Source organism: Vibrio sp. MMH1-50, assembly GCF_022347645.1.
GTDB lineage: Bacteria > Pseudomonadota > Gammaproteobacteria > Enterobacterales > Vibrionaceae > Vibrio > Vibrio harveyi.
Genome location: NZ_JAKRGG010000017.1, coordinates 35,404 through 50,925 on the forward strand (window position 1 = coordinate 35,404; position 15,522 = coordinate 50,925).

Consider the following 15,522-nt stretch of genomic DNA (forward strand, 5'->3'; position numbering starts at 1 on the left):
CATCAGTTTGTTTTCTTAGCTCAGATTCACCATATTCTTTGGTTCTACCCTCGCTTTCTTTACGTCTCATTTTTGATACATAACTTATAAATATCATTTCAAATTCATCTAGTTAAATTAGTTAGACACACAAGATAAGACTTGTTTCTATAAGGCTCAGTGATACCATTCTTATGTTTTTAACAGTTTAATGACGAAGTCCAACAATTCAGATCAAAGTCACAACTTTTAAATTCATCTAGGCTTTTTATCCCGTTTCGACAATAAAAGCCGTAAATAGCCTTCAGGTTTCTGATAAATCTGTCGATAAACAAAATAACAAACACAATTCTGTGTTCACATCTGCCGAAATCACCCAGGGAAGAAGAGGTGAAAGCAGAGTAAACCAGCCGGGAGACTCGAGAGGGAAAAGTATGAAATTCAGACATAAGGTTGTAACTGCCTCTTCTATTTTACTGCTTGTTACTGTGGCATTGCTGTCGACACAACAGGTTATGACTATTCGTTCGCAGATCGAAGAAAACATTGATACGAGTGTGAACGAAATTCTCTCCAGTGTGGGGAACACTGTAGAGTCCGAAATGAACGCGAAGAAAGATCTTGCTCAATCGATGACCGAGATCTTGGAAATTAATCCAAGCGATCACGATTACGTAAAAGATGTACTAGAAAAGCCAATGCCAAAATCAAGCTTCTTAGCAATCGGGTACGCATACGACCACGATGGTTCCTTAATCGAAAACGATGACGGCTGGGAAGCTGGTGCCGACTATGATCCTCGTGTTCGCCCTTGGTTTGTCTCTGCAAAAGCACAGGGCAAACTTATCGTCACTGACCCTTATGTTGATGTCTCTTCTAAGAAGGTCATTATTTCTATCGGTACGCCAGTTCGCGAAGCTGGTCGATTCCTAGCAGCGATGTTCTACGATATGGAGCTGACCACCCTTTCTGACTTGGTAAACCAAGTCAATCTATTTGATGCCGGCTACCTCTTCCTCGTTACTGCAGACGGCACGACGATTGCTCACCCAGAAGCGAAATACAATGGTGAGAAGCTATCGAGCTACTTGCCACAAGTCGAGATCAAACCTGGCGCTCAACACATTGAGATTAACGGCAACAAATACATGGCGAGCCTGTCGCACATTGCGGGTGAAAATTGGTATGTAGGCGCGCTTGTCGACGAAAGCATTGCGTATTCTGCAGTAGGTAAGCTGCGTAATAGTGCAATCATCTACTCATTGATTGCCGTGATTGCCTCTATCATCGCACTGACTATCCTTATCCGTACCTTGATGCGCCCTCTTGATGAGCTAAACACAGCAATCCAAGCCGTCGCATCAGGCAAAGGCGATTTAACGCAGCGTTTGGACACCAATACCGATCAAGAATTCTCTGAACTAGCAAAAGGTTTCAATACCTTTATGGAGAACTTGCAGCACCAGATCATCGAATCGAAGAGTATCTCTGATCAGATCCTCAGCGGAACGCAAATTACTGCTGAAGGTGCACGTGACTCTGCGTCTGCGATTCAGACTCAACTTCAAGAGCTAGAGCAACTTGCAACAGCTATGCACGAAATGTCAGTAACGGCAACCGAAGTAGCTAACAACGCGCAAGGCGCAGCAAGTGCAGCGAAAGAAGCGGATGAAGCGACCATGCAAGGCTCTTCTATCGTAAATGAGTCGACAGAAACGATTAACCTACTTTCTGACAGCATCGATCAAGCGGTTGAAGAAGTTCAAGGTTTAGAGTCTGCGACAGCTAACATTGAGACTATTCTTAAAGTTATCAACGATATTGCAGACCAAACGAACCTACTTGCACTGAATGCGGCAATCGAAGCGGCGCGTGCAGGTGAATCTGGTCGTGGCTTCGCAGTGGTAGCCGATGAAGTACGTACTCTTGCACAACGTACTCAAGAGTCTACGACCGAAATTCGCAGCATGATTGAGCAATTGCAATCAGGCGCATCTTCTGTTGCAAGCGCAATGCACCAAAGCAAAGGCAGCGCAGTAGAAGCGGTAGAAAAAGCAGGACACGCAAATGACGCTCTACAACGCATCCGCGATGCAATTCAACGTATCTCGGACATGAACTTGCAGATTGCTTCGGCAGCTGAAGAGCAAAGCTTGGTAGCAGAAGAGATCAACAACAACACGGTCAACATCAAAGATCTATCGACTCAAGTTGCTGACTCTGCAAACCGCACCAACGATGCAATGCAAGCGCAGAATGAAGACGTTCGTAAACAAGACGAAATCCTTAACCGCTTTACGGTGTAACACTTTCACTTACTTACAAATGCAAAACAGCGAGCACAGTGCTCGCTGTTTTTTTATCGATTACAACACCACATGAACATAACGATCTTTTGAACGCTTGTAATAGTGCTCATCCACCTTCAGGTAAGTAAAGTTCCCAATCTGGATATACGTACTGCGCGGTGGAATACGCTTGTAGTGATAATAATAATGTTTTGGTCGTTTGTGTTTCACCACGACGACCTTTTTATGCTTGTGTTTATGTTTATGGTGATGATGACCGTGTTTATTATGATGATGCTTTGGATGCGCGGAAACATCAGCGCTGAACACTCCTAACGAAAGCATCATTCCAATCATGGTAAGAGAAAGTCGCTTCGACACTCAATTCCCCTTTTCTTAATAACTTGGGCGTTATGATAAAAAGAGAGGCAATCGCTCTTGTCAGCCGCTAGCGAGACAATTTCATCCCATGGTCAGATATCATCATGATTTATCAAGCCAAGGCCAATCCGATAAGAGTTACAGATGTATCACTCGCCAAAAGGCATAAAAAAACCGTTTACCTCACGAGGCAAACGGCTTTTTAAAATTTGAGTCGCTTAAGCGTCAATCAATCAATCAATCAATCAATCAATCAATCAATCAATCAATCAGTGGATACTACACCGCTTGTGCAAACAACAGGAAACAACCAAATAGGAAGATCACGCTCATGCCCATCGCACCGCCACCTGCTTCGTACACATTGTCATCATCCACAGGCACACGACGTACTTTCATCGTCATTGATAGTGGGACAAAAACTGCTAAGAACACGAGGATAATACCTGCGTAGCTTAGGATTGCGAGAAAGTGTTCTGGAGCAAACACGGCACCAAGCAGCGGTAGGATGAACGTTGTCACAAATACCACAGGCTTGCTAGCTTTAAGAAGGTCCGCATTTTGGTCATACAACGCCATTGCCACACCCAAGAAAGACGTTAGAAGCGCCAGACCAGTGAACATCGATAGAATGAATTCTAGACCCGAGTATTGTTGACCAAGCACAGAGATCAACTCAGATACGTTAGAGAATTGAATAAGCTCGTGTGGAGGTAGATTACCCACGACTGCAAACAACCAAAGTAGGTAGCACACAAGAGGAATCGTAGAGCCAACAATGATCATGTTGCGCAGTTGATTCTTACTTGCTTCTTTGTTGTAGGTCACCAAAGAAGGAATCACCACCATAAAGCCGAAGCTGGTGAATAGAACTGAGCTCTGTTTAATCAATGCCATTTTGTCTGCATTTACCACTTCACTTAGACCTTCAAACGACACATTTGGCGCAAGAGAGAATAGCGTTAGAATGAGCGCGACAATCATACCGATGAACAAGCCACGGTTTAGCTTATCCACCACACCAGTACCCGCTGATACGATAAGACCAACCAGCACAGTAAAGCCAACTTGGCTAGAAATCGTAGAAAGTGGCAGTCCCATTGACGTGGTGACTTTTTGTACCAAGTCACCCGCACCAATAATGTAAGCCATTAGCAGACAAACAAGTAGTGCATACAAAAGACCATTAGTAACAAGCTGACCACCTTTACCAAGGGTTTCGCGAGCGATTGCATTCATGCTGACACCACCACCTACTTTGCAGCTTGCTTCTAATAGAAGAAGTGCAGCGTAAGTTGTACCTGCCCAAATGAACAGCATAAGGAGAGTGCCCCAAAGAAGGCCAAATTGAGCAAGCACCATTGGTATGGCAAGCATACCAGCGCCAAGAGCAGTACCTGCTACGATCAGAGAGCTGCCGACAAGTTTTAGGTTCACGGTTAATACCTCTAAATTTAATCCGTTTTATTGTGACTTATCGTACTTTGGTTCGAAGTACGATCTACGGAAACGCCCTACCTTACAGCCCCATAACTCAGCGCGAAGCCGGAATTCAGGATGCAAAAAGCTTAGACTCAAGACGGATCTATCCTGTCTGAGCATATAAAGGGTGTAGGGAATCATTTCCGGGCAGAGTTCGATTAACGGAACGTCTCACTTTGGGTTCGAAGCAAAATCAGCGCATCCTTTTTCGTCAATCCCATTCTCTGCTGAATGGATTTGGTTCGAAAGGATTGTAAGGCATAAATAGGACGATTGAAAAGCAAAAGCTCCATCTTATAGCCATATATTTTAACAACTATCATTTGATGCAACAGATATGTTGTAAAACCGCCGTTTATTTAGCCTTTTGTCGTTATAAAGAATCGAAAGTGAGCGATGGCACTCAATTTTTGAGGTGTACATGAAAATGTACACTTTGTTGGAAGGTGTTAGAAACCCGGAACATAGCCTAGATTCAGCAATATCGTTATTATTCGCTCCGTACCGACATGTTTCGGTTCACATACCTCTAAACACTGATTTACGGTTCGAAAATATAGGTAAATGAGTGTTCCGAATGCTGGGTTTGGTTCCCCAGCATTTGTATCCTTTCGTTAATTATTCCAAGTGCTTTTATTTCACACAAACGCCTTTGTGGGATTTCGCTCGTCCGTATTTTGTTAAACGAACCAAACCTTCAACGCATTACATCTCCTTGTCTAGCGCATCAATAATGTATGTCAGCACAGCAATCCCCAAATCAGCAACCGAACGTTCCATCAAACTCAAGTGTTCATATGATTGAACTAACTCCTGTTGTTCAATATCACTGCGATGTAAAAACAGCTCTTTATAGTTCATCAATCGCTTTTGGGATTCTCGCGTTAGCCAAGTAACATCTAATCTTGTATCCCGGCTACGATTGCGAATTTCATCAAGAAGTTGATCTAAAATGCGTTGCATTTTGCGAATATTAACTTCGCCAGAAATTGATTTATAAAACTGATATTTTTCCATTTTCTGAAACTGACTGAATTCACGTTATTTTTTTGTGGAACGTCATTCTTATCACTATATCCATTCGGGTAAATATGGGGTGGTTAAACTGGTCCGGTTATTGCGTGCTTCAGGACAAAACTGTCCACTAAGGAGGAGCGATGCAAGTAGACCCGTTGATTGAAGTTCTGATTAGGCGACGCAAAATGAAAGGCGTATCACGCGAACAAATGGCAAAAATTGCCGGAATGAGTGAAAAGACGTATCAGCGAATAGAACGAGGCGAATCTGATTTAAAACTCTCACAATACCGTTCAATTTTGCGTGCATTAAACCTGACCGATTTAGACATCGCATTGGATGCAAGAGGTGTTGATTACATTTCTGCAGAAGACGTTGCGTCTGCGGCAAGATTACTTCCCCCGGAAGCACAATCTATGCTGACCAAGCTTATCTTCTTAGTGCTAGAGCAAAAAACTAAGACATCCCAAAAGTAGTGCTCTAGACGCATGAATCAAACACAGTTATGGTGAGCTAAACTTAAAGATTAGCGCTTCGATACTCCAAATTATGGGGGAATGTACTATGAGAAGCATCTGGGTAATCGCCACCACCCTACTCTGCTTGGTTGGGTCAACAAGCCTTTCAGCACAGTCACAGGTGAAACCAGCAGTAAAACCGATAACTCAACCGGGTAACAAACACGATTTACGCCCAGTAAACCGCCCTTACCATCCCATTAAGCCACCGCACCATTACCGTCCGCCTTACTACCGACCACCCTACTATCATCGACCTCATTATGTCGTAAGACCACCTCGTTATCATTCGTCGTTTATCTATGTAAGACCGGGGTATTGGTATCCACCTTATCGTGGACGTTACTATTATTATCACAGTGATTTAGTAGACATTGCGACCTTTGCTGTCTTCGCTGGTATTACTTATGCCATTGTTCAAGATTCCTATTACCGTCGTGATGGTGTCCGCTATGTGTACGTTCGTTATCCACCAAGTGGTAACTACACCATATTACGCGATGACCGTGTGATAACGTCATCGACGACCAATGATGCTCCGCCTTCAAGGCAGATCGTTTCGCCATCATTAAGCTCAAACACAGCAAGAGTGAGTCCAATACCACCAGCGCCAAAGCCTGAGCCAAGCCCCTATAAACTTGGTGAAATCGTAGACTCGCTGCCTCACACTAAAGAAACTGTCGTCGTTAACGGACAAAGTTATTTCAAATATAAAAATACTTGGTTTGCACCACTCAGAGCCGAGCGCAAATTTGTTGTGGTAGAGCCACCGTTGTAGTGCTTTTTGTTTCATCCTAAGCAAACAAAACCCGCACGCTGCGGGTTTATGTCTCTTAGCCGATAACCATTTGGATCAGTCGCTTCTCAATACAGCGCTTCGAACTCTGGAATTTTCGCCTTGCCCCTCAGCAGTAAGAAGTTCAAGAACCGGCTCGTTGATGTAGTGAGTATTTTCTCTTCTTCAACACCATGTTTTTCCAGCAAAGCAATGGCCAACTCTAACTTGGAAATCTCTTCACTGAAGTGAGCATCCGATCCTGTGGTGAAGTAAACGCCAATTTCTTTACCTAGCTCCACAATACAGTCACAGCGACTATCACTGCCCTTACGGCTTTTGCCTGTCAAAGACGTATTGTTTACTTCTACCGCGACATTGTGCTCTTTTGCACAACGCAGAACCTGCTCCATATCGAATGGATAATTCGGGTTACCTAAGTGACCGAGAACATCCACTCTGCCACTTTTGATTGCATTAATCAGAGCGGCGGTATGCTCAACTTCCGTTGTGGGCTTAAACACGGGTTCATGAAAGCTCGCTATCACCCAATCAAGATGTTGATCAGAAGAAGACGGTAAATCGATCTCCCCCTTCACATTCAGCGTGTTGGCTTCGACGCCACGAAGAATACCAACCTCATGTAAAAAGCGGGGCAAAATTCTTTGATTATTGAAATGCCAGTAGTGAGGGGCGCCTGGCATCTCAGGAGCATGATCGGTGGTACAAAGAAGTTTTAGCCCCTTATTCTTGGCAGCCAACGCATTCTCTAAAATTGTGCTATAAGCGTGTCCACTGGCAATAGTATGGGTGTGGCTATCAATCACGATATCCATGGTAACCTCCTGAGATTGTGGACGAACTATCGAATTTCGAACGAGCCGTTTTGATTAAGGAACAAAGATAAGTCAGCAGGAACCGAATGATTCAGAACTTTATCAACGTTGACTGCATCAGAACGTAAATAGAACTCCAATGCCGCTTCTGGGTCTGTACCGCCGCGGATTTTACGATTGACCAAACGATCTTGTAGAAACTCCGCTTGGGTATCAATAAACACCGTAAAATCTGCCAAACGATGCAGTTCTTTCCATACTGGTTCATCAAGCAGCAGCCAGTTACCTTCAACAACGACAATGTTGCGATTAACTTGAATGGCATCATCAACTGGGTCATGTAAGTTGCGGTCGTAGTAAGGCCACTTACTGTCTTTCACTTTCAGTTGTTTCAGCTTGTCGATAAGCTCCGTGAGATTGAACGTCTCGTAAGAGCCTTTAATGCTGCGCAGTGGAACACGTTCACCATTACGCTCAATGGTGTTGCTGTCGAGGATTTCATTCGGGTAGTGAAAACCATCAAAAGGCAGAACCTGAAGTGGCTCTTGGTTTTCATCTTGTTCTGATAAATATTCCCAAAAGGCTGCTAGCGTAGACTTTCCACTACCCGGAGGGGCGCACAAGAACACAACAATACGCTCCTGCTTCTCGTGATAAAGGCGGGTAAACTTTTCGATAAGAGGTTGATGGATTCGCTTTACGTCGGCTTCAGGAAAGGTAGCTTCGGTCTCAAAACCACTGACGTTTAAATTCACTTTCATGGTGAACCCTTATTGATTTATCTCCCCTTCGATTCTTTCTATCAACATTTCACACGACAGCTTTAATACTGTTTTGATGAGGGCTTCGTATCTCATTTGTGAAAAGGACTCAAACGAAGAGAACTTAAGCTGATTGATCGACTCAAGATAAAAGCTGTCTTGCTGGGAAGAGAGTACTGATTGGTTTTTGATGAAGTCGTAAATCACGTCATCGGCAAACTCGACCTTTTCCGACTGAGTGACCGCGAACTCCAACACCTGATCGTACAACCCAATGTCAGCGTAAGTTTCCAGTGAGATCTTGCCCATTGCAAACATCAACTTAGACACCACATCGGTTGTTGCTAACGGACCATCTTCTTTCAATAAAGGATCCACAGCATACTCCTTCACGAGGTCGTCTTGAACGAACACTTTCGGAAGCAGTGCTTTTAACTTGAGGTTAATTATTTTGTTAGAAACCTGAAGAAACGCAGTGGCATTTTCGCACTCGTCCAGCTTCTCCAGTAACTCATCTTCACGTGACAACGTCTTATGACCTCTCCATTATGTGGCAGCACAGAGGCTACCACACAAATTCGTTGCAACTAAACCGTTAAGCTCACGTCATAAAACTCAAGTAACGCTTTTTCTGCATGAGCATTCCACACATAGTTGTTTGCGTTCAAAATTGCGTCTAATTCGACGAAGAACGGGTCTTGGTCTGCCAACGATAAAAAGTCATCAATCGCGGTCAACGGCAGGTCAATATGCGGGTAAATCAACTTCTTACCACCCGGAATATCCAACTGATTCAAAATCGTACGTGGCGCAGCTTGCAGACCACCAACGTGTGTGATCATGAACGATGGATTGATCTTACCTTGTGAAGACAAGTCGATAGACTCCACCATGTCGCCAGTTGAGCCACCAGACGTGCCCACAATATGCGTTGACTCGTAATGCACATTGTAGAAGTTAAACGGTACTTTAAATTTCTTATCGGTAGGTCCTGCGAAGAAGTTCAAGCAGCCGTCGTTACCCAACAGCTCGTCGGCTTGCTCTAATACTTGCGATACTGCTGCGTATACCATCACGTCATCGTAGCCTTTGCCGTCGTTAAGCGCTTTCAAATAAGTGACAGGATCATCAACTTGGGCTGTATTCACGTAATGCAGCTCAACGCCTTGCTCTTTTGCTTTCTCAACCGGAATTAAGCACTCTGCTCGGTCTAAACGTGCGGCGTCGATGTCCGTCACCACGATCAATTTTGGCTTCACTGGTCCGTTAATCGCGTAATCAATCGCGCCAATCCCCATTGGACCAGCACAAGCTAACAGCGCTAACGCCCCCCCCTCTTTGATGCCCATATCGTGCTCGTACACGTATTGTTTAGTGTGGTAACTAGCATGGTAAGCACCGATGATGCATGACATTGGCTCAGCCAAAGACGCATCTGCAAAGTAGTCACCGTGGTAAGGCAAAACGCAACCTAAGTCGATAGCGATTTTAGGAATGATAGAATACGTTGCGTTGCCGCCAAAAGTCTCATAGCTGTAGCCTGCCGAGTAACCAGTAGGCAAACCCATTGCAGGTTGCAGAACAAAGTAATCGCCTGCTCTGTATTCGTCTTTTAGGTTCTCACCGACTTCAACAATCACACCGGCGTACTCATGGCCCGTCATCACCGGCACTTCATCAATGTTCTCAGGTACGCGTTTGTGTTTGCTGCCTAGCAATGCCGCTTTGTAAGTGGAAAGGCAGATGCTGTTTGAAATGTTTTTAACCAGAAGTTCATCGGCTGAAATGTTTGGCAAATCAAAAGTTCTTAGTTGAACGTCTTTCTCGCCACAGATAACTGCTGCCGTTGTTTGTACCATGATTTCTCTCCTACATGGGGCGGAATGTTCCACCCCATACTGCATTGTTAGGCTGGTTGCTCAGTCGCGACCGTTTGTTGCTTAATCTTATCCATCAGCTCGTCAAGCGCTGGGTCATTAAGGAAGTTCTTAATTGTCACGACAGGCAAGCCTGTTGCGTTTACTGCGCGGCTTTCTAAACTTTCGTGTGTCACGACAATGTCGGCTTCACTTGGCACTTTTTCGATGGCAAAGTTCTTCACTTCAATATCAATCCCGGCTTGTACTAACTTGCGCTTGAAGGTTGAAGCCCCCATCGCGCTTGAGCCCATACCAGCGTCACAAGCAAAGGCGACAAATGAAATTGGTTTGTTTACTTGTTGCGTTGCAGGTTTAATTGCACCTTCCGCTTTCATGTCTTTCATCTCAGAGACAGACTGTTCAAACTCGTCTTCTTTGTTTTCTGCTTTGCTCATCTTCAGAATCGCACTTGCGACAAGGAAGGAAACTATTGTTGCTGTTGTGACACCTGCGATGGTCGCTAGGAAACTGCCTTTTGGAGTAAGAGCTAGGTAAGAGAAGATTGAGCCTGGACTTGGACCTGCTACCAAACCTGCATCCAGTAGGTTGAAGGTTGCGATACCAGTCGCCGCACCTGCAATCATTGCCACAATCATAATTGGCTTCATTAGCACGTACGGGAAGTACAGCTCGTGAATACCACCGAAGAAGTGAATAATGATGGCACTTGGCGCAGAACGTTTAGACAGACCTTGACCAAACTTCGCGTAAGCCAACAGCATACCAAGACCCGGACCTGGGTTAGATGCCACCATAAAGAAGATAGATTTGCCTGTTTCAGCTGCTGCCTGCAGACCTAACGGGTAGTAAATCCCTTGGTCAATGGCATTGTTAAGGAACAGTACTTTCGCTGGTTCATTGATGATCGCAAGCAAAGGAAGGAATCCCGTTGCAACCAAGGCTTCAATGCCCGATTTCACGAATAAGTTAGCCGCCGTTACTGCAGGACCAACAATCTCGTAGGCGAACAGACACAGAATCATGCCCACAATACCTAATGAGAAGTTGTTCACCACCATCTCAAAGCCCGAAGGGATGCGGTGTTGGATTCGTTTATCCATTTGCACCACAACCCAAGCACTGAGCGGACCCATAATCATTGCGCCGACGAACATTGGAATGTCAGCACCAACAATAACGCCCATGGTACCGATGGCACCAGCAACCGCTCCGCGTTTGTCACCAACAATCTGACCGCCCGTATATCCAATTAACAGCGGCAATAAGTAAGTGATCATTGGACCAACAAGTTCACCAAATGCTTCGTTTGGCATCCAACCCGTTGGAATAAAGAGTGCAGTAATAAAGCCCCAAGCGATAAAGGCTCCGATATTTGGCAGCACCATGGCGGTCAAATGACCCCCAAAGGCTTGCACATTGGCTCGCATGTTTGGTTTCACGTTATATTCCTTTTTAGTATGCTTTTATTATGTCTAGCACTTGCTCCTTAGATGAGGCTTGTGCCAGCTTTGCAATGTTCTCTTCGTCCACAAACATCTCGCTTAACGCTTGAATCACCTCAATGTGGGTATCAGAGTCTTTTGCAGCTAGGGTAATAAGAATGTTGGCAGGACCAAGGTCCGAACCAAAATCAACTGGTGAAGGGAAGATATGAATGCCCAAGCCCGTTTTTAGCACACCAGTTTCTGGACGAGCATGTGGCATTGCCAGTCCTGGGCACAACACATAGTAAGGACCATTTTCTTCGGTCGATTGGATGATGGCATCCGCGTATTGCTGAGAAACGTAACCTTTGTCTTCTAAGTATTGCGTTGTCTTTTTAACTGCGTCTTGCCATTGGTAAGCGCGGTCATTAATAACGTCTACTAGTTCGTGGTCGATTAATTCATACAGCATTTTTAAACCCTATCAACAGTTCGGTTTCGATGGGTTAATTATCAATAAGAGTAGCTAAACCACGCAACCACGCTCCTTTTGTGCAACAAATCACAATTAAATAGCTGTCAATTTGTTTTAATCAACGTAGTTCAAAAATAGACAAAGAAAATTAGCAACAAATTTTCTTTAAGCAACATGTCAATAGGCATAGCTTGAACCCGCGCACCAATCCAAACATTTCTAAAATTTACCAATAATATAACTTGATCACATTACGACTCTTGACTCACTATTTATCGTGATTAAATTCAAACTTCATTTTCCACTGATTCGGTGCCAACACGTTTCGAACAGGGACAATCATCACACTTGTTTGCGAAAAGAAATCGAAACGTTGCTTAGTTTCAGCAAATAATGAATAGCAAGTAGATAGTGAATAGCAGATACAGAAAACCCGCCGAGTGGCGGGTTTGAGAAGAAGTGAGTTGTATCGCACTTACGACTTATGACGTTTCGCCACCAGCGTAAACTTATAGTCAGTCGATTTAAAATAATTGCGGCTGTATTCAAACACCACATCACCTTGTAAGAAACCACGTGTGCGCTTCTCAATGATCGGTTGTGCTGGGTCGATGTCTAACAAGTCTGCAATGTCTTGCGGCGGCAATACCGGGATGATTTCTTGTTCGCTGCGATCAATCACCATGCCCTTCTCTTTCTCGATAAAGTGATACTTAGAGCCTTGCATCACTTGGTAGGTGAGATCAGGGAACATCTCTGTTGGTAGCCAGGTTTCTTCTACTGTAATTGGGTTGTCATCAAGATAACGAACACGCTTCACGTAAAAGATTTTGTCATTCTCATTAATGTTCAGAGCTTCAGCCATAGTTAACGATGCTTTGGTGATCTCGAACGCAACCACGTCACTGTGCGTCACCGCATTTAAATGCGCCCACTTTTCTGCAAAGCTGGTCTGCTGGTAAATATCGTAGTTAACCTTGTTCTCTTTCACATAGGTACCACTACCCTGCACGCTTTCCAGTTCACCATTTTCAATCAGCAATTTTAACGCTTGGCGAACCGTGACTCGGCTACAAGAGAATTCCTCGCGTAACTGGGCTTCGGTAGGAAGAGCGGTTCCTACTTCGTATTCGCCATCGCTGATCTTTTCACGAATCGCATCCGCAATCTGGCGATACATTGGCAGTCTTGCCATGTTTACCTCTATAAAAACAATACAAATGATCGTTCAAGTGAGCTTGTTTGAGACAACTCAAGAACCGAACACACCAGAGTGAACTATCATTGCAAGAAAGACTTGGTTTATAGACTCTATAATACGAATTCAGGTCAACATGACAAGCACTTGTTCGCATATCGGCATACAAAAACAAGCCAAAACAATACAACAATAATACATATTTTAATTCAACTGCGATCCTGATCACGGATCATTTGTATTTAAAAGGTATTATTCACATCATTGTTGAATGCACAACAATGTCGAATGTGACAATGGGACAAAAGTTATGAAATTAACCTCTCTTACAAACCCATCGCTGATAAACCTACAAACGACGTTTGAAAGTCGTGACGCAGCGATTCGTGCACTTGCCGACCAGCTAAACCAGGAAGGCAAACTGCATAACAAGGAAGAATACCTACAAGCAGTGTTTGCTCGCGAAGAGCAAGGTCCGACGGCGCTAGGCGAAGGCTTAGCAGTACCGCACGGTAAGACAGATGCAGTAAAAGAGGCGGCATTTGCCGTAGCCACACTAAAGCAAGACTTAAAGTGGCAAGGTCTGGATGAAGACGAAGACGTAAACCTGATCTTCTTAATCGCAATTCCAAATGCGGAAGCAGGTTCAACACACATGCACCTGTTGACCGAACTGACCACAACCCTAGTGGATGACGATGTTCGTGAGGCAGTGCTAAACGCTACAAATGTAGAACAAATTTTCGCTTTGCTTGATGGCCAAGCAGAGCAAGAAGAAAAACAAGACCAATTAGATACAAATGCACCTACCATCGTTTGTGTGACGGCTTGCCCTGCGGGTATTGCCCACACCTACATGGCAGCAGAATACCTAGAGAAGACAGGTAAGAAGCTGGGTTACAACGTGCATGTTGAAAAGCAAGGTGCGAACGGGATTGAAGATCGTCTGACTGCCGAACAGCTAAACAGTGCAACGGCAGTCGTTTTCGCGGCAGAAGTGGCGATCAAAGAACTTGAACGTTTTGAAGGCATTCCTCGTGTAGAAGTGCCAGTTGCGGAGCCAATCAAACACTCTGAGCGCATTCTTAACGAAGCGATTGAAGCAGGTAAAGCAGGTCGAAGCGCAGGCGCTGCGGTTGCAACCAATGACAAACCGAAGAAGCTACCGCTTAAGACTGAACTGAAACAAGCACTGCTATCAGGTATCTCTTACGCCGTTCCTCTTATCGTTGCTGGCGGTACCGTACTTGCTGTTGCCGTGCTATTGGCACAAATGTTCAACCTACAAGATTTGTATGCAGAAGAAGGCTCTTGGCTGTGGATGTACCGCAAGCTAGGTGGTGGTCTACTGGGTACATTGATGGTTCCTGTACTAGCAGCATACACCGCTTACTCATTGGCAGATAAACCAGCACTTGGTCCAGGCTTTGCCGCAGGTATTGCAGCGAACCTTATCGGTTCTGGCTTCCTTGGCGGTGTTGTCGGTGGTTTGATTGCCGGTTACGTGATGCGTTGGGTAAAAGAAAACGTACGTCTAAACCCTGCATTCAACGGCTTCCTAACCTTCTACCTATACCCGGTTATCGGTACTTTGGTTGCTGGCTCATTGATGCTGTTCGTTATCGGTAAACCTGTTGCTTGGCTAAACCAAGGTTTGACGGACTGGCTAAACGGCATGTCTGGCACCAACGCCCTACTTCTAGGCGCAGTAATTGGTTTATTCGTATCGTTCGACCTTGGTGGTCCAGTCAACAAAGCTGCTTACGCATTCTGTCTGGGTGCAATGGCGAACGGCGTTTACGGCCCATACGCTATCTTCGGTTCGGTGAAAATGGTCTCAGCGTTCACGGTAACGGCTTCAACCATGCTTGCACCTCGCCTGTTCAAAGACTTCGAAATCGAGACGGGTAAATCAACTTGGTTGCTTGGTCTAGCGGGCATCACTGAAGGTGCGATTCCGATGGCTATCGAAGATCCAATCCGCGTTATTGGCTCATTCCTACTTGGCTCTGTCGTAACAGGCGCAATGGTAGGTGCAGCAGGCGTAGGTCTATCGACTCCGGGTGCAGGTATCTTCTCAATCTTCCTACTACACGATGCTGGTCTAGGCGCATTCACGGCTGCGGCAATCTGGTTTGGTGCTGCGCTGATTGGTGCAACTATCTCGACCATCACTCTCATCATGTGGCGAGCACACGCAGTAAAAAAGGGCAAATTTGTCACTGAGGCTGCTGCTCAGCCATAACCCGAATTATTTATACCCAAGTAACTTCAAGCTGCTTGGTTCAGCGAGAATGACTTGGTTTGTAGACGCGGCGGCGATTTGAAGGTCTAGTGGGTCTAAATCAAAAATCGGCAACAAAGTATACATGCCAAGGCAACTCGCCCTTTGGGAGCGTGTCATTGACCCGATTTCTGCTTCAAACAATTTGGAAATAGAGAGCTATTACACTGCATTGTTTTCCTTGAACTCGAATCAATGACAACGCTCTGAATCCTGCAGTTTGA

The 15,522-nt window shown here is 44.9% G+C and carries 14 protein-coding genes; 4 read left to right on the forward strand and 10 right to left on the reverse strand.

What is annotated here, in order from left to right:
* Nucleotides 1-413 precede the first annotated feature (413 nt).
* Nucleotides 414-2,285, forward strand: coding sequence for a methyl-accepting chemotaxis protein (locus MHO32_RS14035; RefSeq protein WP_009696385.1), 1,872 nt, complete (start codon nt 414-416; stop codon nt 2,283-2,285).
* 60 nt (nt 2,286-2,345) lie between these two features.
* On the opposite strand, the gene MHO32_RS14040 is transcribed toward MHO32_RS14035, so the two are convergent.
* From MHO32_RS14040 to MHO32_RS14050, 3 genes are all read right to left on the reverse strand, one after another.
* Nucleotides 2,346-2,648 (reverse strand): hypothetical protein, encoded by a 303-nt coding sequence (locus tag MHO32_RS14040; protein ID WP_079325282.1) that lies wholly within the window; start codon nt 2,646-2,648, stop codon nt 2,346-2,348.
* Nucleotides 2,649-2,927: 279 nt separating this feature from the next.
* Nucleotides 2,928-4,085, reverse strand: coding sequence for an amino acid permease (locus MHO32_RS14045; RefSeq protein ID WP_005452440.1), 1,158 nt, complete (start codon nt 4,083-4,085; stop codon nt 2,928-2,930).
* 750 nt (nt 4,086-4,835) lie between these two features.
* Nucleotides 4,836-5,147 carry a hypothetical protein gene (locus MHO32_RS14050; RefSeq protein WP_005452442.1) on the reverse strand — a complete coding sequence of 104 codons (312 nt, stop codon included), beginning with the start codon at nt 5,145-5,147 and terminating at the stop codon, nt 4,836-4,838.
* A gap of 140 nt (nt 5,148-5,287) precedes the next feature.
* On the opposite strand from MHO32_RS14050, the gene MHO32_RS14055 reads away from it, so the two are divergent.
* Nucleotides 5,288-5,623 (forward strand): helix-turn-helix domain-containing protein, encoded by a 336-nt coding sequence (locus MHO32_RS14055; protein ID WP_009700895.1) that lies wholly within the window; start codon nt 5,288-5,290, stop codon nt 5,621-5,623.
* A gap of 88 nt (nt 5,624-5,711) precedes the next feature.
* The gene (locus tag MHO32_RS14060) at nt 5,712-6,443 is read left to right on the forward strand and encodes a hypothetical protein (protein WP_239212585.1); all 732 of its coding nucleotides are present in this window, start codon (nt 5,712-5,714) and stop codon (nt 6,441-6,443) included.
* A gap of 86 nt (nt 6,444-6,529) precedes the next feature.
* Here the strand turns inward: MHO32_RS14060 and MHO32_RS14065 are convergent, their stop codons facing one another.
* The 7 genes from MHO32_RS14065 to MHO32_RS14095 form a co-directional block, all read right to left on the reverse strand.
* On the reverse strand, nt 6,530-7,276 hold the full coding sequence (locus tag MHO32_RS14065; protein WP_239212587.1) for a phosphatase: 747 nt from the start codon (nt 7,274-7,276) through the stop codon (nt 6,530-6,532).
* A 26-nt stretch (nt 7,277-7,302) separates the two neighbouring features.
* Nucleotides 7,303-8,037 (reverse strand): nucleoside/nucleotide kinase family protein, encoded by a 735-nt coding sequence (locus MHO32_RS14070; RefSeq protein ID WP_005452446.1) that lies wholly within the window; start codon nt 8,035-8,037, stop codon nt 7,303-7,305.
* 9 nt (nt 8,038-8,046) lie between these two features.
* Complete coding sequence (locus MHO32_RS14075) at nt 8,047-8,565, reverse strand: MltR family transcriptional regulator (RefSeq protein ID WP_029788584.1); 519 nt, start codon at nt 8,563-8,565, stop codon at nt 8,047-8,049.
* 59 nt (nt 8,566-8,624) lie between these two features.
* On the reverse strand, nt 8,625-9,896 hold the full coding sequence (locus tag MHO32_RS14080; RefSeq protein WP_239212589.1) for a zinc-binding dehydrogenase: 1,272 nt from the start codon (nt 9,894-9,896) through the stop codon (nt 8,625-8,627).
* Between the two features lie 47 nt (nt 9,897-9,943).
* Nucleotides 9,944-11,356, reverse strand: a complete 1,413-nt coding sequence (locus MHO32_RS14085) for a PTS mannitol transporter subunit IICB (protein WP_005452449.1) — start codon at nt 11,354-11,356, stop codon at nt 9,944-9,946.
* 13 nt (nt 11,357-11,369) lie between these two features.
* Nucleotides 11,370-11,813 carry a PTS sugar transporter subunit IIA gene (locus tag MHO32_RS14090; protein ID WP_005425097.1) on the reverse strand — a complete coding sequence of 148 codons (444 nt, stop codon included), beginning with the start codon at nt 11,811-11,813 and terminating at the stop codon, nt 11,370-11,372.
* Nucleotides 11,814-12,291: 478 nt separating this feature from the next.
* Complete coding sequence (locus MHO32_RS14095) at nt 12,292-13,011, reverse strand: GntR family transcriptional regulator (RefSeq protein ID WP_045486686.1); 720 nt, start codon at nt 13,009-13,011, stop codon at nt 12,292-12,294.
* A gap of 313 nt (nt 13,012-13,324) precedes the next feature.
* Between MHO32_RS14095 and mngA the strand changes: the two genes are divergently transcribed.
* Nucleotides 13,325-15,259 carry a PTS 2-O-a-mannosyl-D-glycerate transporter subunit IIABC gene (gene mngA / locus MHO32_RS14100; protein ID WP_049537829.1) on the forward strand — a complete coding sequence of 645 codons (1,935 nt, stop codon included), beginning with the start codon at nt 13,325-13,327 and terminating at the stop codon, nt 15,257-15,259.
* The last annotated feature ends 263 nt before the right edge of the window (nt 15,260-15,522 follow it).